The organism is Tsukamurella pseudospumae (genome assembly GCF_001575195.1).
Classification (GTDB): Bacteria; Actinomycetota; Actinomycetes; order Mycobacteriales; family Mycobacteriaceae; genus Tsukamurella; species Tsukamurella pseudospumae.
Window position 1 is genome coordinate 89,754 of the sequence record NZ_LSRF01000023.1, and the last position, 21,761, is coordinate 111,514.

Here is a 21,761-nt window from a genome sequence, read left to right on the forward strand (position 1 = left end):
ACCGCCTAAACTGGCGTTTCGTGTATCTCAAGTCGCTGACGTTGAAGGGCTTCAAGTCCTTCGCTTCGGCGACGACTCTTCGCCTCGAACCGGGCATCACCTGCGTCGTCGGGCCCAACGGCTCGGGCAAGTCGAACATCCTGGACGCGCTGCGCTGGGTGATGGGCGAGCAGGGCGCCAAGGGGCTGCGCGGCGGCAAGATGGAGGACGTCATCTTCGCCGGCACCTCCGGCCGGGCGCCCCTGGGCCGCGCGGAGGTCACGCTCACCATCGACAACTCCGACGGTGCGCTGCCCATCGACTACTCCGAGGTCTCCATCACGCGGCGCATGTTCCGCGACGGCGCCGGTGAGTACGAGATCAACGGCACCAAGTGCCGGCTCATGGACGTGCAGGAACTGCTCTCGGACAGCGGCATCGGCCGCGAGATGCACGTCATCGTCGGGCAGGGCCAGCTCGCCGCGATCCTCGAGTCGAAGCCCGAGGAGCGTCGCGCCTTCATCGAGGAGGCGGCCGGGGTTCTCAAGCACCGGCGCCGCAAGGAGAAGGCGGTCCGCAAGCTCGACTCGATGCAGGCCAACCTCGCCCGACTCACCGACCTGACGACGGAGCTGCGCCGCCAGCTCAAGCCCCTGGGGCGGCAGGCCGAGGTCGCGCGGCGGGCGCAGACCATCCAGGCCGACCTCCGCGACTCACGGCTCCGCCTGGCCGCGGACGACCTGGTGCGACGTCGCGCCGAACTCGCCGACCAGAGCGGCAACGAGGCCGCGGTGCGCGAGGAGCAGAACCTCGTCGCCGAACAGCTGGACGAGGCGAACGCGCTGGTCACGTCGCACTCCGAGGCCGTGGCCACGCTCGATCCGGCGGTGAAGGCCGCGGGCGAGGGCTGGTTCTCGCTCTCGGCGCTCGCCGAACGCGTCTCGTCGACGGGCCGCATCGCCTCCGAACGCGCCCGCCTGCTGTCCGAGCCCGTGCAGCACGCCCCGGGCCGGGACCCGGACGAGCTCGAAGCCGAGGCCGAGCGCGTCGCCGAGGAGGAGGCCGAGCTCATGGAGGCCCTCGAAGAGGCCGCCATGATCCTCGAGGGCGCCACCGACGAGCTCGCCGAGCGCGAGGAGTCGGCCCGGGAGGCCGAGAAGGCGCACATGGCCGCGGTCGCGGCCATCGCGGACCGTCGGGAAGGGTTGGCGCGACTCGCCGGCCAGGTGGAGACCCTGCGGACCCGGGCGGAATCCGTCGAGGCCGAGTCCGGCCGGCTGACGTCGGCCATCGCCGAGGCCGTGGAGCGCGCCGAGGCCGCCGAGTCCGAGTTCGAGCAGGTCCAGGGGCAGATCGCCGAGCTCGACGCCTCGGAGGCGTCGCTCGACGAGCACCACGAGCGCAGCGTTGCGGCCTTCAACGCCGCGACCGCGCGGGTCGAGGAGCTGCAGGCCTCGGAGCGCGAAGCGGAGCAGAAGGTCGCCTCGCTCGCCGCACGCATCGAGGCGCTGTCGATGAATCTGGACCGGGGCGACGGTGCCGCCTGGGTCGTCGAGCACGTGGACGGCGTGACCGCTGCCGTCGCCTCGCGGCTCGCGATCAGAGCCGGGTACGAGAAGGCCGTCGCGGTGGCGCTGGGGCCTGTGGCCGAGGCCGTGGCGGCGGACTCTCGGAATCTGGCCGTTTCGGCCATTTCCGCGCTGCGCGACGCGGACAGCGGACGGGCGACGGTCGTCGTCGAGGGGCTCGCGTCGGGCTCGTTGCCGGGCGGCCCCCTGCCCGACGGTGCCGTCTGGGCGGCTGACTGTGTGGAGGCACCGTCGTCGCTGGCGGGGGCGGTGACGGCGGCGCTGGCCGGATGCGTGCTCGTCGGGTCCGTTCCGGAGGCAGTGGCAGTGGTCGCGGAGCGGCCCGAGCTGCGGGCCGTCACGTCCGACGGTGACGTGATCTCCCACGGGGTGCTGACCGGCGGTTCCGCGGCGCGGCAGTCGACGCTGGAGGTGCAGAAGTCGATCGACACGGCGGAGTCGTCGCTGGGGGAGACCCGGCGGTCGGTGGAGTCGTTGTCGGCGGCGCTGGCGGGTGCTCGGGAGGAGCTGACCGCGCGGCGCGAGGTGACGGAGGCGGCGCTGGCGGCCCTGCACGAGTCGGACGCGCAGTTGGGCGCGATCTACGAGCAGCTGGCGCGGCTGGGGCAGGCGGCGCGGAGCGCGCGCGACGAGGCCGAGCGTCTGGTGGCGCAGCGAACTCGGATCGAGGGCTCCCGGGACGAGACGCGGGCGGCACTGGTCGAGCACGAGGAGCGGCTGCGGCTGGCGGAGGCGCTGCCGTCCGAGTCGGTGACCGTGGGGACCGAGGAGCGTGACGCTGCCGCTTCGGCTTTGGCCGCAGCGCGTTCGGTGGAGATGGAGGCCCGGCTCGCTCGGCGAACGGCCGAGGAGCGTGCGGCCGGCGTGCGGGGCAAGGCCGAGGGGCTTCGACGGGCCGCCGCGGCCGAGCGTTCGGCGCGCGAGCGGGCGGAGGCGGCGGCTGCTTCGCGGTTGTCCGCGGCTGCGGTTGCGGCGTCGGTCGCCGAGGGGGCCTCGTTGGTGTCGTCGCGGCTTCTGCGGGCTGTCGGGCGGGCCGCGGCGCACCGTGATGCGTTGGAGGCATCACGGGCCGAGCGTGCCGGGGCGTTGGATGTGGCTCGGCAGGAGAGCTCGTCGTTGGCCGCCCGGTTGGCCCAGTTGACCGATGCCGTGCATCGCGACGAGGTGGCGCGGGCGCAGGCGGCGCTGCGGATCGAGCAGCTCGAGGAGCAGGTGCTGTCGTCGTTCGGCATGGCGCCGGACGATCTGGTGGCGGAGTACGGGCCGGACGTCCCGCTGCCGCCGTCGTCTCTGGAGCTCGAGGAGTACGAGGCCGCGCGCGAGCGGGGCGAGACCGTGATGAAGCCGGTGGGGCTGCCGTTCGAGCGCGCGGCGCAGGAGCGGCGGCTCAAGCTCGCGGAGAAGGACCTGGCGACGCTGGGGCGGGTGAATCCGCTGGCGCTGGAGGAGTTCGCGGCGCTGGAGGAGCGCTACAACTTCCTCTCCACGCAGCTCGAGGACGTGAAATCGGCCCGCGAGGACCTGCTGAGCGTGGTCGAGGAGGTGGACGCCAAGATCCTGCAGGTGTTCACCGAGGCGTGGCTGGACGTGGAGCGCGAGTTCGTGGGCGTCTTCGAGACCCTGTTCCCCGGCGGCGAGGGTCGGCTGATCCTGACCGACCCCTCCGACATGCTCGCGACCGGCATCGACGTGGAGGCCCGGCCTCCGGGCAAGAAGGTCAAGCGGCTCTCGCTCCTGTCCGGTGGTGAGAAGTCCCTGACCGCCGTCGCCATGCTGGTCGCGATCTTCCGCGCCCGACCGTCTCCGTTCTACGTGATGGACGAGGTCGAGGCGGCTCTGGACGACACCAACCTGCGGCGGTTGATCTCGTTGTTCGAGCAGCTGCGGGACAAGAGTCAGCTGATCGTGATCACGCACCAGAAGCCGACGATGGAGGTCGCCGACGCGTTGTATGGCGTATCGATGCGGGGTGACGGCATCACCCAAGTCATCTCCCAGCGGATCCGTGGCCAGGAGTTGGGCGCGCTTCCGGTGTAGGCATGGCGCCGACCCGGGCTAAAGAGTCCAGGACGCGAGTCGCGACTGGATACTGGCGATAGCTCCGGTATCGGAAGGCAGCCAATCAAGGGTGTCGAGGTTGGCCGGCGCTAGCCAGCGGAGCTGGTCGTGAGAGTCTCCGGCGGTCAGTTCGCCGTCAGTGACTGCGGCGAAAAAGAGACGCATCTCGTATTTCTCCGAGATTGGCCATGCGCCAGACGCATGGGGCACCTCGGGCCCGACCTGGATGGTCGCTTCGAGTTCCTCTTCGATCTCACGAACGAGGGCGGTTTCGGGTGTCTCGCCGCTCTCAGCCTTACCTCCAGGGAACTCCCACAGGCCCGCGAGTGACGCCGGGCTCGTTCGTCGTGCTGCGAGGACGCGGGATGGTTGATCCAGGTCGTCGACGATGATCGCACCGACTACGAGTCTCGGAGCGTCAGAAGGCATGCGGCGATTCTGACACCTTTGCCCATTCTTGTCAGAGGGAGGTGCCAGACTGACGCCCATGGAAGAGGGGATCTACGAGTCGCTCAGCACTGCGGAGTTCCGTGATCGGATCAAAGCGTCTGGGCTGCAGAGCGATACCCGTGCGGTGGAGAAGGCAGATCAGCCTCACGTGCTGGCCCGCCATGTCGCAGACATTGTGGAGCGAGCGATCGCGGGGGAGACGAACGAGTCCGAGCGGATCAACCTGGCGAATCGTCTGCTCGCGATGGCAGGTGAGACAGAGAATCCCGTGCTCGATCCCGCCACACAGGTCGCCCGGTTGTACCGAGCGGCCGGACCCGGAGTGCTCGACCGGACCTCGACTCGCCCCGAAACACCGCTTTCCGAGGTAGCCCTGCTGACGAACAGCGGCCGGGGAGAGCCATCGATTGGCCATGAGCTGAAGGCGGAGATTGCTTCGGCAGATCGTGTCGACCTGCTCTGTGCGTTTATCAAGTGGAGTGGCGTCCGCCTGCTCGAGTCTGAGCTGCAGGCACTCGCGGACGCAGGCAAGCCGTTTCGCGTCATCACCACCACCTACCTCGGATCGACCGAGCGAAAGACCCTCGATCGGCTCGCACAAAAGTACGGCGCCGAGGTTCGAGTCCAATACGACGCGCTGCGGACTCGCCTTCACGCCAAGGCGTGGATGTTCCACCGCGACTCTGGGTTTGACACCGCTTATATCGGCTCGTCTAACCTCTCGAACGTCGCTTTGATCGACGGTGTCGAGTGGAACGTGCGCCTGTCGAAGGTGGCCACTCCGAGCCTGCTCAACAAATTCCGTGCAACCTTCGAGACATACTGGAGCGAGGATCCCGGCTTCGAGGAGTACATCCCGGATCGGGACGGCGAGCGCCTTGATCGTGCATTGCGCGAGGCTGCCGGCGGCACGGCATCTGGAAACGTCACGATCAACGTCTCGGGTCTAGAGGTGCGCCCCTATCCGTACCAGCAGACGATGCTGGACGAGTTGCAGGCTGAGCGCGAGGTACACGGCCGCCACCGGAACCTAGTCGTCGCGGCGACGGGAACCGGCAAGACCGTGCTCGCTGCGCTCGACTACCGCCGTCTCGTGCCGCCCGATGGGAAGCGTCCGCGTCTGTTGTTTGTCGCGCATACCCGCGAGATCTTGGTGCAGGCACAGCGGACGTTCCGCGAGGTGCTCGGTGACGGTGCATTCGGAGAACTCTTCGTCAATGGCCAGCGACCGCAACGGTGGGACCATGTCTTCGCGAGCGTCCAGTCGCTCAGGCAGGACGTTCTGGACACGTTCGGTTCGGACTACTTTGAGGTGATCGTCGTGGACGAGTTCCACCACGGCGCGGCACCGACCTACAGACGGTTCGTCGATCACTTCGCGCCCGCACAGCTGGTCGGCCTGACCGCCACGCCTGAGCGCGCTGACGGCCTAGACGTTCGCAAGTACTTCGACGGCCGCATCGCTACGGAGCTGCGCCTCTGGGACGCGCTCGGTGCGGAGCTGTTGTGCCCATTCCACTACTTCGGCATCGCCGACGGCACCGATCTCACCGCGATCGCATGGAAGGCTGGCAAATACGACCAGACGGCACTCGGGCAGCTCTACACAGGTAGCGATGCACGAGTTCGGATGGTTCTGAAAGCTGTCCAGGGCAAGCTCGCGGACCCAGCGCAGATGCGCGCGCTAGGATTTTGCGTTTCGATTGAGCATGCGCGGTACATGGCCGACAAGTTCACAGAGGCCGGCATCCCGTCTGTGATGGTGTCGGGCCAAACCGGTGACGACGCACGAAGGCAGGCTCTGTCGGATCTGCGTGATCGCCGAGTCAACGTGATCTTCTCCGTCGATGTGTTCAACGAGGGCCTCGACATCAAGGAAGTCGACACGGTGCTCATGCTCCGCCCGACTGAGAGCGCGACGATCTTCCTGCAGCAGCTCGGTCGCGGACTCCGTCGCACGCCGGACAAGGCAGTGCTCACGGTGCTCGACTTCGTGGGGCATCAGCGCGAGGAGTTCCGGTGGGACAAGCGTCTCCGGGCATTGACCGGGATTCCGCGCGGCAAGCTGGTGAAGGAGGTCGAAAACGACTTCCCCTACCTGCCTTCGGGTTGTCGCATCGAGCTCGATCGCCAGACCCAGGCGAACGTCCTTGAGAACATCAAGCGCCAGCTCAACTTGCGCCGGCCGCAGCTTGTCGCCGAAGTCCGATCAGCGGGCGAAGGGACTCTCGGCGGCTTCCTCGAGTCCACCGGCATCGACTTGTCCGCGGTCATCAGAGGCGACCGCTCGTGGACTGCGCTCCGACGTGAGGCGGGAATCGACCTCGCATTTCCGCCGGGGCCGCGCGAGGCGGAGCTCCTCCGTCGCAGCCAGGTGTTCGCCCACGTCGACGACGAAGTCCGAGTCAGCGGCTACAAGCGCATCATCGCGAGTGACACCAGATACGACGACATGAGTAAGACTGATCAACTGCTTGCGAAGATGCTGTTCTTCACGATCTGGCCGGATGGTGGCAAGCCCACTTTCGTCAGCTACGACGCAGGTTTGGATGCCCTCCGACGGGAGACGGCAGCGACGAGCGAGTTCATCGAACTCATGGATCTCGCGAAGGATGCCTCACGGCACGTCACCTATCCACTTGATGGCGAGCTCGCAGATCTGCCGCTCCGTGTGCACGCTCGGTACTCGCGAGAAGAGATCCTCGCCGGCCTTGGCCAGGCATCACTGTCGGACCGTCCAGCCACCTTCGTTGCGGGCGTCAAGTGGATCCCTGAGCGAAACATCGACGCCCTGTTCATAAATCTCGTGAAGACGGAGGACTCGTTCTCCCCAACCACGATGTACCACGATTTTCCAGTGAGCCGCTGCGAATTTCACTGGGAGTCTCAATCGAGGGCTACGGTCGGTTCAGCCACAGGACAGCGCTATATTAATGGAACAAGTCGAGTTCTGCTGTTCGTTAGAATGAACAGAACGTACGAGTTTGGCGCAGAACCGTATGTTTTCCTTGGTCGGGTGAAGTACGGGCACCACAGTGGTGAGCGTCCAATAGCGTTCTCGTGGACCATGCACGTACCCATGCCCGTTGAGTTCCTCCAAGGCGCGCAAGCTGCGATATCTTGACGATCCTTCAAGGGGCTGAACTGATTCTCGTCACGTGCTGCTGCGAACGCCGCACGCAAGCTCTCTGAATCAATACAAGATGTAGCGAGACCGCATTCGAGACGGTGCATCTGTGGGCGGCGACACGCTGTTGACCCTCTCATATTTGCTGCTCGCAATCCATTGAAGTATCTAGCAATACGCTTTGAAGCCTGGATTGCATTCCTCTCCGAAGCTGGCTGGTTTGCGATACCGTTGCGAAGGTGAGCGATCGCCGTAGGTAGGGGAGCCATGCCTCGCATCGTCGGGGCATCGACCGAGTAAATGCGAGGAAATGAGTATGGCCAGCCTGAACGCAAATCAAGCCCGTGGTACTTCATGGCGGATCTGGGATTTACATGTACACACACCAGCGTCGCTAGTGCAAGGCTACGGTGGCGACACCGACAAGGCCTGGGCGAAATTTCTCGATGATCTTGAATCCCTACCTCCGGATATTGGTGTAATTGGAATTAATGACTATTGGTTCTTGGATGGCTACAAGCGTATTGTTGCTGAGCGTGACAACGGTAGACTCGGGAACCTAGACGCAATATTTCCAGTTGTTGAGTTGCGGCTGGATCAGTTCGGCGGCACCGATAGTCGCCTATCGAGGGTTAACATGCACGTGATATTTGACCCCGATCTTGATGCGGCCACTATCGAAGCGCAGTTTATTAATGCGCTTCAACCAAAGGTTAAACTCTCGCCGGAGCATCGACTACTCGATTGGTCTGGAGTCATTACACGAGAATCGCTTGCTGACCTCGGACACAAGATCAAGCACTCGGTACCTGATAGCGAGAAGCGCAAGTACGGAACCGATCTTGAGGAGGGGTTTAACAACCTCAACGCCTCACTCGATGATGTACTGTCTGCACTTGATACCCCCTTCTTCAAAGGCAAATCTATGCTTGGAGTCGGCAGGGCGGAGTGGGCTGACATAAAATGGAATGGGCAATCAATCGCAGCAAAGAAGAATGTAATAAACCAGGCGTCTCTGATTTTTACGGCCTTCGAAGATGCGTCGCGCTGGAAACGAGATGTTGACAGTCTTCGAGCAAGCAATGTGAACTATCGACTCTTGGACTGCAGTGACGCTCACCATTTCTCGGATTCAAACCAGTATATGCGTCTCGGGGCGTGTCAAACGTGGATGAATACAGTTCCCACATTTGCCGGATTGGTTTACGCGTTAGAAGAGTTTGATCGTCGTGTGTATGTCGGATTGGAACCGTCGGCGATATCCCGTGTTCGCACGAAGCCAGAACAGTTCATGGCGAAGGTTCGGGTTACCTCGAATAGCGACGACCATTCGCTTTTCGACTATGAAACTCCGCTCAACTCCGGTTTTGTAGCGGTGGTGGGAAACAAGGGGCAAGGCAAGTCTGCTCTGTTGGACTGTATCGCCCTCGCTGGAAACTCCTCACGTAGCAGCGAGTTTGCGTTTCTAAACCGCTCCAGATTCCTGAGTCCGGCAAGCTTGAAGCGTGCCCGAGAATATCGGTCCGAGGTGGAATGGGAGACCGGTGGAGTGCGGGGTGTGCAATTATCTGACGATTACGATAGGTCGGCACCCGTGATGATCGAGTATCTGCCCCAGGCGTTTGTCGAGCGAGTTTGTAACGTCGACGATATTGCGGGCGAAGAGGATGAGTTTGAGCGCGAGCTAAGGGCGGTCCTATTTACTCATATTCCTGAGTCTGATCGCGCGGGCGAAAAGAGCTTCGATGATCTTCTCGCGCAAAAGGCGCGAGTTTCGGAGGAGAATATTGAACGTCTACGACTCGCGCTCCGGTCGCTCGCGCGCTCGTACTCTGAACTTTCCTCATTTCGAGCCGCGCATCAACTACAAGAAGTTGAGGGTCGGCTAGCCTTAAAGGAGCGCGAAGTCGATGATGCGAAAGAAGCGCTAGCCATCGAACGCGGGTTGTTTGAGCAGGTTGATTCGGCAAGTAGCGCCGATGGGCAACTGGTCGAGCTAAGGCACCGGTCTGACGAGTTGCAGCGCGCGCGCAGTGAGCTACTAGCGCAGCGGGCCGAGAACCAGCGCAACCAAGCTGATGCGCAGCATTCCCTATCTGAGATGGATCTGGTGTTTCAGAGGGCGTCGATACTACTCGCAGATACCGTTGAGCTAAATGCTCGAGCAGCCGAGTTGATGTCGGGGTCGAATACTCCACTCGTAGTGGCTACGGTGAATACCGGGCATTACGATAGCTGGCGCTTGTCTGTGGAAGCTGAATTACTTGCAATGAGGAAGCGTAGTGAATTGATTGAATCCGAGTTGGAGGTACAGGACGCCCTGCGCCAATCGAACTCAGAAGAGCTTGCATCTATGGACAGTGCGCGGGAACGTGCCCGCAGGCGGGTGAACCAGTGTGAGGAGCGAGTGGCGACCCTTGTTGGGGAGCAGGGGGATGGTGACTCGTTGGAGGGTATCAAGCACCTCCGGAATCGAGTTGCCCAAGCACCTGACGAAATTGATCGAATTCGAGGCAAGCTTATTGAGAATGCTGGTCTGATTCACCGCGAGCTACGTGCTCAACTCGGTGCTGTCGAGGGGTTGTACGCCCCCGCTTCCAAGTTTATTGCGGAATCCGAGGTTGTGCGGAATGCTGGGCTTGAGTTCAATGCTGAACTCCGAGTGCTGCCAACTTGGCGAGACGTTTCCATAGGTCTTGATGGTCGGCGGAATGGCGACTATTCTGACTGGCTCGCGGAACTTCCTGCAAGGATTGAGGATACGAGCTGGGGTCAAATCGGTCCGCAGTTGGAGGAGTCGATCGATCGTCTAGAACACGAACGAGGTGACCTGAAAGAGTCGACTCGAAATCCAGCGACAGCGCTGCGGAGCAATACAAGCGTGGAAGATTTTCTTTTCGATATCTTGGATCTTTCATGGCTTGAAGTTCGGTTTGGCCTCACTGGCGAGGGGCTTCCGCTGTCGCAGTTATCGCCCGGGCAGCGCGGACTGGTACTTGCATTGTTCTATCTTGTTGTTGATCGCCGTACAACACCGCTTCTTCTAGATCAGCCTGAAGAAAATCTTGACAACGAGACTATTGCTTCGAAACTGGTCCCGGCTATCCATGAGGCTGTCGGTCGGAGGCAAACGATTGTTGTTACCCACAACGCGAATCTTGCAGTTGTTGGCGATGCTGACCAGATTGTGCATTGCCAAATGGTTGATAATTGTTTCACCATTAGTAGTGGGAGTATTGCAGAGCTGGATGTTGCGCAGTTTGCTCTAGACGTTCTAGAGGGGACGAAGCCCGCGTTCGATAATAGGCGTCACAAGTACGAAGCTTTTCCTGAATTGCGGACGTAAAACGTTAATGTTTAGATTTGACGCGTTGGGGCCTCCGGACCGGCGACGCTTTGGAATCGGCCTTGTGAGGGTGAGGTGGGGGCACCGTCGGGCATGGGGACGTAACGTAGGGGCCGAGTGTGGACCGGCACCAGGAAGAGGGACGAACGAGCGATGAGCAGCAACGACGCCAAGGCGAACATCGGAGTGGTGGGGATGGCGGTGATGGGCTCCAACCTGGCCCGCAACCTGGCGTCCCGTGAGGGCAACACCGTCGCGATCTACAACCGCTCGCCGGAGAAGACGCACGAGGTCGCCAAGAACCACCCCGAGGCGAACTTCGTCGCCAGCGACACCATCGACGAGTTCGTCGCCAGCCTCGCCAAGCCGCGCACCGCGATCATCATGGTCCAGGCCGGCGCGGGTACGGACGCGGTGATCGAGCAGCTCAAGGAGCGGTTCGAGCCGGGCGACATCATCGTCGACGGCGGCAACGCGAACTTCCACGACACCATCGCCCGTGAGGCGAAGATCGCGCCGACGGGCATTCACTTCGTCGGCGCCGGCATCTCCGGCGGCGAGGAGGGCGCGCTCAAGGGCCCGTCGATCATGCCCGGGGGCACCCCGGAGTCCTACGAGACCCTCGGCCCGATCCTCGCGTCGATCGCGGCGGTCGCCGAGGGGGAGGCCTGCGTGACGCACGTGGGCACCGACGGCGCCGGACACTTCGTCAAGATGATCCATAACGGCATCGAGTACGCCGACATGGAGCTCATCGGCGAGGCGTACGACCTGCTGCGCAACGTCGCGGGCCACTCGCCGGCGGCGATCTCGGACATCTTCAAGACCTGGAACGAGGGGCCGCTCAACAGCTACCTCATCGAGATCACCATCGACATCCTCAAGCACGTCGACGCCGAGACGGGCAAGCCCTTCGTCGACATCGTCACCGACCAGGCCGGCAGCAAGGGCACCGGCGTCTGGACCGTGCAGACGGCCCTGGACCTGGGCGTGCCGGTCGGCGGCGTCGCCGAGGCCGTCTTCGGCCGCGCAGTCTCCTCGAAGCGCAACCAGCGCGACGCCGTCCGCGCGCTGGACATCCCGCGCCCGGCGGCACCGTCGGTGGACGACAGCTTCGTCGACGACGTGGCCAAGGCCCTTTACGCCTCCAAGATCGTGGCCTACGCCCAGGGCTTCGACGCGATCATCGCCGGCGCCGAGAAGTACGGCTGGAACATCGATAAGGGCGCGGTCGCCAAGATCTGGCGCGGCGGCTGCATCATCCGCGCGCAGTTCCTCAACGTGCTCGCGGACGCCTACGAGACCAACCCGAACCTCGCGACCCTGCTCGAGGCCCCGTACTTCGCGCAGGCGATCCGCGACGGCCAGGACGCGTGGCGGCGCGTCGTCGTGACGGCGACCCAGGCGGGCGTGCCGGTGCCGGGCTTCGCGACGGCGCTGAGTTACTTCGACTCGCTCAACGTCGATCGTCTGCCGGCCGCTCTGGTCCAGGGCCAGCGCGACTTCTTCGGCGCGCACACCTACAAGCGCGTCGACAAGCCGGGCGTCTTCCACACCCTGTGGTCGGGCGACCGCAGCGAGGTCCAGACGGACTGAGTCCGGCAACATCCCCGACGGTGACCGTGGCTGCGCGCCGCGGTCACCGTCGCTTTTGCAGGGCCCCGGTCATCTCGGCTGGCCCGGAGCTACGCCGGCGCTGCCTCGCGCCGTTCGGTCGACGGTGTCGCCCCGCTGCAGCGCAGCCTGCCCTTGAGGATGAAGCTCACGGAGAAGGCGATGACGCACACCGACTCCAGCCAGAAGAACAGGTGCGTGCTCCGGTAGAACTCCGGCACCAGGGCGTTCAGCGCGACCATCGCCACGATCGCCGCCCAGATCGTCACCCCGAGCGCCCGGTACGTGCGGGCCTGCCACGCCTGCGCGGGCGGGACGTCGCTGGGGAACAGGAACACGGCGATGGCACCGAGGAGCGTGAACAGCACACCCGCACAGGTCAGGTGGATCGCGGCCAGCACGTTCTGCGTGGTACTCGGGTTCGTCGGGGCCGCGTGGAAGAACGCGACGCCGAGCGCCGCGATCCCGGCGATGCTGGTGAGCAGGTTCTCCACCGCCGCGTCGCCGAACCGGTACGCCAGCAGGAACACCCCGATCACGCACACCGCGCCGGTGAAGTACGGCCCGACGGCGGTGTAGTAGTACGCGCTGAGCGACTGTTGCACGTGCCCGTCGACGATGCCCGCCGCGAGCAGGACGACCGGCAGGCTCAAGCCGATCCAGCCGATGAGCACGCGCAGGCGCCGATAGGTCATGGCACTGTTCTCGCCGCGAGCGATGTTCCTGTCCATCGCCGATCACCTCGTCTCGTGCCGGTCGAGCGGATGCCTCCGTACCTTCCAGACTAGGTCGCCGCGGGGCGCAGCGTCGGCGCGAGGTTAACTTCGTGTTTCGACGTTGTTGCGCCTAACGATCTGGCTTGACTGCCACGGGGGCAAAGGATTTGAGTGAATTCTCATGCACCTCTTGCCCCGAGAGCAGGACAAACTGCTCATAGTGGTCGCCGCGGACCTGGCGCGACGGCGCCAAGCGCGTGGGCTGAAGCTGAACTATCCCGAGGCCGTCGCGATCATCACGTACGAGCTCGTCGAGGGCGCCCGCGACGGTCGGAGCGTCGCCGACCTCATGGCGTACGGCGCCACCGTCCTGTCCCGCGACGACGTCATGGAGGGCGTCGCCGAGATGATCCACGACGTCCAGGTCGAGGCGACCTTCCCCGACGGCACCAAGCTCGTCACCGTCCACCACCCGATCCGGTAGGCCCGCATGATCCCCGGAGAACTCCGCCTCGCCGCCGCGCCGATCACCGGCAACGTCGGCCGGCCCACGCGCACCGTCCGCGTCGTCAACACCGGCGACCGCCCGATCCAGGTCGGCTCGCACTTCCACTTCGCCGAGGCGAACGCGGCCCTGGACTTCGACCGTGCCGCGGCGTACGGGCACCGTCTGGACATCCCCTCCGGGACCGCCGTGCGGTTCGAACCGGGCGACGGTAAGACGGTGCGCCTGGTCGCCCTCGCGGGGACGCGCGAGGTCCACGGGCTCGCCAACCGCGTCAACGGCCCGCTCGAGACGTCCGACGGTACGCCCGCCGCGCCCGGGGACGGGGGAGCGCGATGAGCTTCGACCTGAGCCGGCGGGAGTACTCCGACCTCTACGGCCCGACGGTCGGCGACGCCGTCCGCCTCGCCGACACCGAGCTGTTCGCGGTCGTCGAGCGCGACCTCACCGTGTACGGGGAGGAGGTCGTCTTCGGCGGCGGCAAGGTGATCCGCGACGGCATGGGCGAGAACGGCGTGCTCACCCGGGAGGGCTCGACGGCCACCGGCCCGATCCCCGACACCGTCATCACCAACGCGCTGATCATCGACCACACGGGCATCGTCAAAGCCGATGTCGCGCTGCGTGACGGGCACATCCTGGCGATCGGCAAGGCCGGCAACCCGCAGATCTCCGACGGGGTGAGCATCACCATCGGCGCCGCGACCGAGATCATCGCGGGGGAGGGGCGCATCCTCACCGCCGGAGGCATCGACACGCACATCCACTTCATCAGCGCCCAGCAGATCGACACCGCCCTCAACTCCGGCGTCACCACCATGATCGGCGGCGGCACCGGCCCTGCCGCGGGGACCAACGCCACCACCGTGACGCCCGGGCCCTGGCACATCGCGCGCATGCTGCAGGCCCTCGACGACGTCCCCATGAACATCGGGCTCCTCGGCAAGGGGCATGCGGGCGCGACCGAGCCGCTCGCCGAACAGATCCGGGCCGGTGCCATCGGCCTCAAGGTGCACGAGGACTGGGGCTCGACGACCGCCTCGATCGACAACTCGCTGACGGTCGCCGACGAGTACGACGTACAAGTCGCGATCCACACGGACACCCTCAACGAGTGCGGCTTCCTCGAGGACACGGTCGCCGCGATCGACGGCCGCGTGATCCACACCTTCCACACCGAAGGTGCGGGCGGCGGCCACGCGCCCGACATCATCGCGATCGCGGGGCACCCGAACGTGCTTCCCGCGTCGACCAATCCGACCCTCCCGTTCACGCAGAACACCATCGTCGAGCACCTCGACATGCTCATGGTGTGCCACCACCTCAACCCCGACATCCCCGAGGACCTCGCGTTCGCCGACTCCCGCATCCGCCCCGAAACCATTGCGGCCGAGGGGGTGCTGCACGACATGGGCGTCATCTCCATCACCTCCTCCGACTCGCAGGCCATGGGTCGCGTGGGCGAGGTGATCACCCGCACCTGGCAGCTCGCCGACTCGATGAAGCGCCAGCGCGGCCCGCTCGACGGCGATCCCGACGGCGGCGACAACGCGCGGATCAAACGGTACGTTGCGAAGTACACGATCAATCCGGCACTCGCGCAGGGCATCGCCGAGTACGTGGGCAGTATCGAGGAGGGCAAGTTCGCCGACCTCGTGCTGTGGAATCCCGCCTTCTTCGGGGTCAAACCCGACCTGGTGCTCAAGGGCGGCCAGATCGCCACCGCCCTCATGGGCGACGCCAACGCCTCGATCCCCACGCCGCAACCGCGCACCATGCGCCCCCAGTTCGGATCGATGGGCTCCGCGGTGCACGACGCCGCGATCACCTTCCTCTCCACCGCCGCTGCGGAATCCGGGGTGGCCGCGGAGCTCGGGCTCCGCAAGCGCACCCTGCCGGTCCGTGGGATCCGCACGTTGCGCAAGCAGGACCTGCCGCACAACGGCGCCACGCCCGACATCACCGTCGATCCCGAGACCTACGTCGTCACCGTCGACGGTGCCCCCGTCCGGTCCGAGCCCTCGTCGTCCCTGCCCATGACACAGCGCTACTTCCTGTTCTGAGAGGTGGAACGTGATCATCGAGACCATCACCGGGAACCTCGCCGACCTGGCACCGTCCGACCTCGACGGCGTGCACGTCGAGCGGGTGCCGCTCGCCGGCGCGGACCTGGTCAAGCGGATCCAGCGCGTGCGCACCGACCACGACCGGGAGATCGGGCTGCGACTGTCCGCGCCCGCCGGACCTGACGGCGACCTGCGCGACGGCGACATCCTGCACCGCGACGCCGCGAACATCATCGCGGTGCGGGTGCTCTCCACCGACGTCCTGGTGATCGCGCCGCGCACCGTCACCGAGATGGGCCGCACCGCACACGGACTCGGCAACCGGCACCTGCAGGCCCTGTTCTTCGACGCCGACTCCGAGTACGGCGCCGAGGTGATGGTGGTCCAGTACGACCACACCGTCGAGGACTACCTCGCGCACCACGGCGTGCCGTTCACCCGCCAGCACCGGGTGCTCCCCACGCCGTTCCGGCACGCGGAGCACACGCATTGACGGCCGCCCCGAGCTATCTCCTGCCGCTGCTGCAGCTCAGCGACTCCGCCCTGCCGACGGGCGCGTTCAGCCACTCCTTCGGGATGGAGGCGTACCTCGCCGACGGAACGATCGTCGACGAGGCGAGTTTCGCGGCGTGGTTGCGCGCGTACGTCTCCCGGCAGCTCGCGTACGCCGACGGTGCCGCGATCCGGTTCGGGTACGAGGCCCTGCACCTCGGCGATCTCGACGGCGTCTGGCGGCTCGATCGGCTCCTCGCGGCGCTGACGCTGCCGGAGCAGGTCCGCGCCGCGGCGGCCACGATCGGCCGGCGCACCGCCGAGGTCGGCACCGTCGTGGCCCCCGAGTCGTTCCTCGTCGACTACCTCGTCGAGCTGGACGCCGGCCGCTGCCACGGGCACCCCGCGGTGGCGTTCGCGTTGCTCGCGCACGCGGTCGACGCGCCCGTGACGACCGCGATCGAGGCGCATCTGTTCGCGGCCGTCACCTCGTTGACCCAGAACGCGGTGCGTGCCATCCCGATCGGTCAGACAGCGGGCCAGAGGGTGCAGCGCGGGATGCACGACGTGGTGGCCGACGCGGTCGCCACCGTCATGACCCTGACCGAAGACGACCTGGGCGCGACACCGCCCGGGCTCGAGATCGCCCAGATGCGGCATCGGCGTCAGCGGGCGCGGATGTTCATGAGCTAGGAGGAATTCGACATGACGACGATCCGGATCGGTGTCGGCGGCCCTGTCGGGGCGGGCAAGACACAGCTGGTCGAGCGCATCACCCGCCACCTCGACGGCGCGGTGTCGATGGCGGCGATCACCAACGACATCTACACGACGGAGGACGCGAAGATCCTGGCGCGCAACAGCGTTCTGCCCGGCGACCGCATCGTCGGCATCGAGACGGGCGGCTGCCCGCACACCGCGATCCGGGAGGACACCTCGATGAACGAGGCCGCGGTCGCGAAGCTGGTGCGGGAGCACCCCGACCTGCAGATCGTGTTCATCGAAAGCGGCGGCGACAACCTCTCCGCCACCTTCAGCCCCGAGCTCGTGGACTTCTCGATCTACCTCATCGACGTGGCGCAGGGCGAGGAGATCCCGCGCAAGGCCGGGCAGGGCATGATCAAGTCGGACCTGTTCGTGATCAACAAGACCGACCTCGCGCCCCATGTCGGCGCGGATCTCGCCGTCATGGCCGCCGACTCCAAGGTCTTCCGCGGCGACCGTCCGTTCTGCATGACCAACCTCAAGACGGACGAGGGACTGGACGGCGTGCTGGACTGGATCCGCCGCGACGTCCTCATGCTCGACCTCGCATGAACGGTGCTCCCGCGCAGGCCCTCACCGGCGAACTGGTCCTGACCCTCGCGCCGCGGGGGCCGCGCACCGTCGCCGTCCGGCAGCGGCACGGGGGCACCCTGCAGACCCTGCGTCCCCTGTACCTCGACGACTCCGGGCAGGTCACCTACCACGTGGTGAACCCCGGCGGCGGTTGCCTGCGCGGCGACACCTACGCGATCGACATCGACCTCGAGGCCGGCGCCCGCGTCGTGGTCACCACGCAGTCGGCGACGAAGGTCTACCGCACGCCCGACGGCGCCGCGGCCCAGCACATGCGGATCCGGCTGGGCCCGGACAGCGTGCTCGAGTACGTGCCGGACGCGCTGATCCTCTACCGCGAGGCCACCTACCGGCAGACCTGCACCGTCGAGCTCGACGAGTCCGCGTCGCTCGTCCTCGCCGAGATCGTCACCCCCGGATGGTCGCCCGACGGTGCGCGGTTCCGCTACGGCGAACTGCGCATGCGCACCGAGATCCACCGCGGTGGCAGGCTGCTCGCGGTGGACAACCTGCTCATCGAGCCGGGCAGCGCGGACCCGTCCGGGGTCGGATTCCTCGACGGCCGAACGCACGTCGGGTCGCTCACCGCGGTGGATCCGCGCGTCGACGAGACCCTGCTCGACGACGTGCACGCGCTCACAGAGGCCGAGGGTGCGGTGCGCAGCGGACTCACCGCGCTCGCCGGACCGGGGTTCGTGCTGCGCTGCCTCGGTGACGACACCGCCGAGCTCGCGCGGCTCTTCGACACCGTCATCGCGCTGCTGCGGTCCCGATGGACCGGACAGGCGCCCCTGAACCTGCGAAAGTACTGAAGGTGGAATCCGTGACGAACACGAGCACCGCGCACCGCGTGCGCACGGCGTGGGCCGCCCTCGGGGCCGGCGATCGACGGTCGCTGTCCGGCATGACCGCCGCGGTGGTGGCCCTCCATGTCGTGGGCTTCGGAGCCCTGGTGCTGCTGATCGCGCCCGGCCATTACCGGATCGGCGGCGGCGGCGAGTTCACGATCGGGATCGGTCTCCTGGCCTACACCTTCGGCCTCCGCCACGCGTTCGACGCCGACCACATCGCCGCGATCGACAACACCACCCGCAAGCTCCTCGCCGATCGGGAGACGCGGATCGCCGCAGGGGAGCGGAATCCGAGACGGCCGTTGTCCGTGGGCTTCTGGTTCTCGCTGGGGCACTCGACGGTGGTCTTCGGGCTGTCCGCGCTGCTGGCACTCGGCGTGCGCGCGCTCGTCGGCCCGGTGGAGGACGAGAAATCGACCATGCAGACCGTGCTCGGCCTCATCGGCACGTCGGTGTCCGGGGTCTTCCTCTGGATCCTCGGCATCGTCAACCTGGTGGTGCTCGTCGGCATCGTGAGGGTGTTCCGCGACATGCGGTCCGGCCGCTACGACGAGGCGGAGCTCGAGGACCGGCTGAACCGGCGCGGACTCATGAGCCGGCTGCTGCGCGGGGTGTCCGGATCCGTCCGCAAGCCCTGGCACATCTACCCGATCGGCGTCCTCTTCGGCCTCGGCTTCGACACCGCCACCGAGGTGGGCCTGCTCGTGCTCGCCGGCGGCATGGCCGCCTTCACGCTGCCCTTCTACTGCATCCTCGTGCTGCCGGTGCTCTTCGCCGCGGGGATGTCGCTGTTGGACACCATCGACGGCGTCTTCATGAACGCCGCCTACGGTTGGGCCTTCGCGAAGCCGGTGCGGAAGGTCTACTACAACATCACGATCACGTCGCTCTCGGTCGCCGTCGCGCTGGCGATCGGCACCGTCGAACTGCTCGGCGTGCTCGCCGAGCGGACGCACGTGGACTCGGGGCCACTCGCCTGGGTGGCGTCGATCGACCTGGACTACGCGGGCTTCCTCATCGTGGGCCTGTTCGTCGCGGTGTGGGCCGCGGCGCTCCTGATCTGGCGGTACGGGCGGATCGAGGACCGGTGGACGTCACAGGGCACTCGGCGGTGCTGAGAGTATCGATGAAGACGGGCAATCGAATCCGATGCGCCGGGCGCATCCCCGTTCCCGCATTTCATGAGTACGAACTGCGGTGAGAGGGATGCGCCCGGCGCATCGGGCGATGGATCACTGTCAGCTGACCTTGAGCAGTGCCCCGGTCGCGTGAGTCGACCCTGTGTGAACGTCGTACGTGAGTTGGCCGACGACGCTTCTGAGCTCGATCGTCACGATCGGCACGCAATTCTCGCGGCCGCTGGTGATCGTCTCCTGAACATATAGCGCGCCGTCTCTGATGACTCCGTCGCTGATGACCCCGGAGCATCGCAGCTCGGGGTAGGCGACGGTTCCGACGAGTGTGCCGTTCGACTCTCGCAATTTCAGTTCGGTGGCGTATGAACTGGTCCGGCTGCCGGGCTGCTTGATTCGGCCGACCCAGGTCCCCGTATAGGCGGCGAATCTACCGGGCACCGAAGTGCTCTCCGCGGGTTTGGGCTCGGTCCGCTTGGAAAGATGCGGGGAGACAAGGTCGAACAACGGTCGACGCCACGTCGCTGCGGAGTAGGTGTCGTGAACGTCCTTGTCGGCGATCACGCGCTTCAACGTCTCCGGTCCTGACACTGTGTCGCAAACCGGGTCTTTCGAGTTGCACACGCTGATGGTCTTCGAGCCCACATTGCCCGGCAACTTCGGGAGGTAGAAGGCGCCGAGTGTAGGGCCGATGCCGGCGCCGTTCCCGCCGCCTTGACGCGCGGTACCGTAATTGCGTGTCGTATCGGGGTTGTTCCTGGTGCCGTCGGCGACGAGGACTGCGGCGAGGATCCTTGGGTCACGGCCAATCTGGCTCAACACCGCGTGCATCGCCATCGCACCCTGCGAGTACCCAACGAGTACGACTTTCGCGCTGGATCCGCATCGCGCCAGGTACTGATTGACCTGCGTCAGCGCGTTCTGGGCGCCGGTGCGAACCGATGTCTTGAACAGCTCGATATCAGAGATTTTCGACGGAATGGCCTGTGCGGGGTAGCTTATCGGCTCACGAGAGACTTTCTCGCTGTACTGGGCTCGATCGATGTCGAGGCCGAGGTTGTCGATGGTCGTGTTCGCGTACTTCCCGACTCCGCGATGCTGTGCGACCTTCGCAGTATCGTCCAATTCCCCAGAGCCCGCCGCGCCGAAGATGCGGACGCTGTCGCACTGGGTGCCAGCAGGTTCCGCTTGGGCGGCGGGTGCCGACAGCGGAATCAATGAACTGGCGACTATCGGCAGAACGCCGGCAATTACGGTTCGCTTCACTCCGTGTTCCTTTCCTGGATACGGGAACGACGATACTGAACGGACATTTCGGTGCATATCCTCTGTTTGGAGGACAGTGAGATTGTGGAGCCGGGCGCGTAGCTCGTGCCGGACACTCGGGGCCCGGTGGATGTCTCGGACGGACCGGGCAAGTTCGTAAGTTGGCGTGGACCGCGTGAGCGGTATCGAGGTCCGGCCGACGCCGCGCGAGCGGTGGTCGGCCCCAAGGAGGAGACGTCCAGCAACGATTTCTGTCTCTCCCACGGTATCGGCTCGACGGAGAGTGATACCTTACGCGGCTAGGGCGTGTCTCCCAATCATGGACTGCTGATCGGGGATAATCGTTCCGTGAGTTCATCTCGGTACGAAGCGATTTCGGATGAGCAGTGGGCTCGGATCGAGCCGTTGTTGCCTTCGAGTGTTGGTCGGCCTGGGCGTCGGTTCGAGAACAACCGGCGAGTGGTCGAGGCGATCATCTACCGGTATCGAACCGGGATTCCGTGGCGGGATCTGCCGGTCGAGGCATTCGGTTCGTGGAAGACGGCCTGGAAGCGTCACCGGCGTTACGCCCAGGACGGAACCTGGGACAAGGTTCTGGCTGCGCTCCTCGCCGACGCCGATGCGGCGGGCAAGATCGATTGGACGGCGGTGTCGGTGGACGCCACGATCAACCGTGCGCATCAGCACGCGACGAACACTGTTCGCCCTGATCAGGACACAGGGGGCCCGGTCGAATTACACAAATCCTCCACCCGGGTTCGTCGCGAGTCCGCTCGGCGGTGATCGTGAACCGGCCGGCCACGGGATCGGCCGTTCGCGGGGAGGCCTGACCACCAAGATCCACGCAGCAGTCGACGGTCAGGGGCGTCCGCTCGCGGTGGTCGTCACCGGCGGACAGCGCAACGACGGCGCCATGCTCACCGAGGTCCTCGCCGATATTCGGGTACCGAGATGCGGGGCTGGGCGTCCCCGCACTCGCCCGGACGCGGTCGTCGCCGACCGGGCCTACACCAGTGGCGTGAACCGGCGGATGCTCGCCGGCCGGGGTATCAAGGCAGTCATTCCGCAGAAGGTCACCGAGATCGACGCCCGCCGCCGCAAGGGCGCCGCGGGTGGTCGGCCACCGACATTCGACACCGATACCTACAAGGGCCGCAACGTAGTTGAGAGATCATTCAACGACACCAAGCAATGGCGCGGACTGGCCACCCGCTACGACAAACTCGCCATC

16 protein-coding genes are annotated in these 21,761 nt (G+C 65.5%); 13 read left to right on the forward strand and 3 right to left on the reverse strand.

The genetic code is table 11. The features are described from left to right. Nucleotides 1-20 precede the first annotated feature (20 nt). A complete protein-coding gene (gene smc, locus AXK60_RS10340; protein WP_068571058.1) occupies nucleotides 21-3,605 on the forward strand; it encodes a chromosome segregation protein SMC in 3,585 nt (1,194 codons plus the stop codon). Between the two features lie 18 nt (nucleotides 3,606-3,623). Here smc and AXK60_RS25790 read toward each other — a convergent pair whose 3' ends face one another. Beyond that, the gene (locus AXK60_RS25790) at nucleotides 3,624-4,055 is read right to left on the reverse strand and encodes a (deoxy)nucleoside triphosphate pyrophosphohydrolase (RefSeq protein WP_082777949.1); all 432 of its coding nucleotides are present in this window, start codon (nucleotides 4,053-4,055) and stop codon (nucleotides 3,624-3,626) included. Nucleotides 4,056-4,113: 58 nt separating this feature from the next. Between AXK60_RS25790 and AXK60_RS10345 the strand changes: the two genes are divergently transcribed. The 3 genes from AXK60_RS10345 (at nucleotide 4,114) to gndA (ending at nucleotide 12,145) form a co-directional block, all read left to right on the forward strand. After that, complete coding sequence (locus tag AXK60_RS10345) at nucleotides 4,114-7,200, forward strand: DEAD/DEAH box helicase (RefSeq protein WP_068571059.1); 3,087 nt, start codon at nucleotides 4,114-4,116, stop codon at nucleotides 7,198-7,200. Between the two features lie 319 nt (nucleotides 7,201-7,519). Further along, nucleotides 7,520-10,549 (forward strand): TrlF family AAA-like ATPase, encoded by a 3,030-nt coding sequence (locus AXK60_RS25795; RefSeq protein WP_082777954.1) that lies wholly within the window; start codon nucleotides 7,520-7,522, stop codon nucleotides 10,547-10,549. Between the two features lie 153 nt (nucleotides 10,550-10,702). Continuing rightward, complete coding sequence (gndA, locus tag AXK60_RS10350) at nucleotides 10,703-12,145, forward strand: NADP-dependent phosphogluconate dehydrogenase (RefSeq protein ID WP_068571060.1); 1,443 nt, start codon at nucleotides 10,703-10,705, stop codon at nucleotides 12,143-12,145. A gap of 89 nt (nucleotides 12,146-12,234) precedes the next feature. Here the strand turns inward: gndA and AXK60_RS10355 are convergent, their stop codons facing one another. After that, nucleotides 12,235-12,894 carry a hypothetical protein gene (locus AXK60_RS10355; protein WP_068571061.1) on the reverse strand — a complete coding sequence of 220 codons (660 nt, stop codon included), beginning with the start codon at nucleotides 12,892-12,894 and terminating at the stop codon, nucleotides 12,235-12,237. Nucleotides 12,895-13,060: 166 nt separating this feature from the next. Between AXK60_RS10355 and AXK60_RS10360 the strand changes: the two genes are divergently transcribed. From AXK60_RS10360 to nicT, 8 genes are read left to right on the forward strand one after another with little or no spacing between them, the layout of a single operon-like run. Continuing rightward, nucleotides 13,061-13,363 (forward strand): urease subunit gamma, encoded by a 303-nt coding sequence (locus AXK60_RS10360; protein ID WP_068571062.1) that lies wholly within the window; start codon nucleotides 13,061-13,063, stop codon nucleotides 13,361-13,363. A 6-nt stretch (nucleotides 13,364-13,369) separates the two neighbouring features. Continuing rightward, nucleotides 13,370-13,723, forward strand: a complete 354-nt coding sequence (locus AXK60_RS10365) for an urease subunit beta (protein WP_068571063.1) — start codon at nucleotides 13,370-13,372, stop codon at nucleotides 13,721-13,723. Next, nucleotides 13,720-15,447, forward strand: coding sequence for an urease subunit alpha (gene ureC / locus AXK60_RS10370; protein WP_068571064.1), 1,728 nt, complete (start codon nucleotides 13,720-13,722; stop codon nucleotides 15,445-15,447). Before AXK60_RS10365 ends, ureC begins: the two co-directional genes overlap by 4 nt. Before the next feature lie 10 nt (nucleotides 15,448-15,457). Next, nucleotides 15,458-15,943: an urease accessory protein UreE gene (ureE, locus tag AXK60_RS10375; RefSeq protein WP_068571065.1), complete on the forward strand. Its 486-nt coding sequence runs from the start codon at nucleotides 15,458-15,460 to the stop codon at nucleotides 15,941-15,943. Continuing rightward, nucleotides 15,940-16,635 (forward strand): urease accessory protein UreF, encoded by a 696-nt coding sequence (locus AXK60_RS10380; RefSeq protein ID WP_068571066.1) that lies wholly within the window; start codon nucleotides 15,940-15,942, stop codon nucleotides 16,633-16,635. The genes ureE and AXK60_RS10380 overlap by 4 nt, the downstream gene beginning before the upstream one ends. A 12-nt stretch (nucleotides 16,636-16,647) precedes the next feature. Further along, the gene (ureG, locus tag AXK60_RS10385; protein WP_068571067.1) at nucleotides 16,648-17,259 is read left to right on the forward strand and encodes an urease accessory protein UreG; all 612 of its coding nucleotides are present in this window, start codon (nucleotides 16,648-16,650) and stop codon (nucleotides 17,257-17,259) included. Continuing rightward, nucleotides 17,256-18,092, forward strand: a complete 837-nt coding sequence (locus AXK60_RS10390; protein WP_068571068.1) for an urease accessory protein UreD — start codon at nucleotides 17,256-17,258, stop codon at nucleotides 18,090-18,092. The genes ureG and AXK60_RS10390 overlap by 4 nt, the downstream gene beginning before the upstream one ends. Nucleotides 18,093-18,103: 11 nt before the next feature. Beyond that, entirely contained in the window at nucleotides 18,104-19,249 is a 1,146-nt protein-coding gene (gene nicT, locus AXK60_RS10395) for a Nickel transporter NicT (RefSeq protein ID WP_068571081.1), read from the forward strand. Between the two features lie 120 nt (nucleotides 19,250-19,369). Here the strand turns inward: nicT and AXK60_RS10400 are convergent, their stop codons facing one another. Beyond that, the gene (locus AXK60_RS10400) at nucleotides 19,370-20,530 is read right to left on the reverse strand and encodes a cutinase family protein (protein WP_068571069.1); all 1,161 of its coding nucleotides are present in this window, start codon (nucleotides 20,528-20,530) and stop codon (nucleotides 19,370-19,372) included. A gap of 348 nt (nucleotides 20,531-20,878) precedes the next feature. Here AXK60_RS10400 and AXK60_RS25800 point away from each other — a divergent pair. Then, a protein-coding gene (locus AXK60_RS25800; RefSeq protein WP_425315212.1) for an IS5 family transposase occupies nucleotides 20,879-21,761 on the forward strand; the annotation gives its coding sequence in 2 pieces (ribosomal slippage) (nucleotides 20,879-21,307 and nucleotides 21,309-21,761; 882 coding nt annotated over the 2 pieces). This gene is flagged as partial in the annotation.